This is a genomic window from Alkalibacterium sp. s-m-28, from assembly GCF_054658175.1.
In genome coordinates, this window is record NZ_BAAGIQ010000230.1 from 1 (window position 1) to 718 (window position 718).

At 40.3% G+C, this 718-nt stretch carries 1 pseudogene; it reads right to left on the reverse strand.

Features of this window, described 5'->3' with window-relative positions:
• Positions 1 to 128 precede the first annotated feature (128 nt).
• Positions 129 to 482, reverse strand: a pseudogene (locus ACYQ4S_RS12090) (PTS transporter subunit EIIC); the annotation flags it as partial.
• Positions 483 to 718: the final 236 nt, after the last annotated feature.

The window sequence follows — 718 nt, forward strand, 5'->3', positions numbered from 1 at the left end:
TGTAGGAACTCTAACTTTAGAGGATTTTCAGGTGCCTTGCAATGGCTTTTTATATTGCATTTTGCCGTCCGCAGAGTTGTGTACTTTTACCCTGCAATCTTATGTATTTTTATCTTGCCATAAACATCAGCCAATAGACCAACTTCTAATGCGTTAAATACGTGGTGAACACCTGTTACAACGATAATTTGGTGGAAGAACCCGATAAGTGCACCACCGATTCCCAACGGCCATTCTAATAATGCCAATATAGCAGCTACGATGCCACCTTCAACTGAACGGAAAACTGGACCGATAACGAATAATGCTAAGATAGACATCACAGATAATACTAAGAATGGAGTCACGATTAAATCTAATGTATCCGGTACAAATTTACGAACTTTCTGTTCAAGTTTTGCTCCGATAAACCCTGAAATAAAGGCTGGAATAACAGATGCTTGGTAGCCAACAACTGGAATAAATCCAAAGAACATAATCGCTTCAGCATCTCCACCAGCAACTGTAGAAAAGCATTCTATACCGATAAAAAAGAGGCGAAAAAAGGCAACTTGATCCAGCAGCGTATTCACGTCTGCTGGATCCCATTGCCTTTTTTTCTTGTCAAATGTCTCCAGCAAAGGTAAAATAAGGAAACGTATACAAATCTGACAGAAAGAAAGAGAGAAAAGGCGACAGCATTGGAGTTCACGCTCCCCTGTCTTCTTTTCTCTCTCAC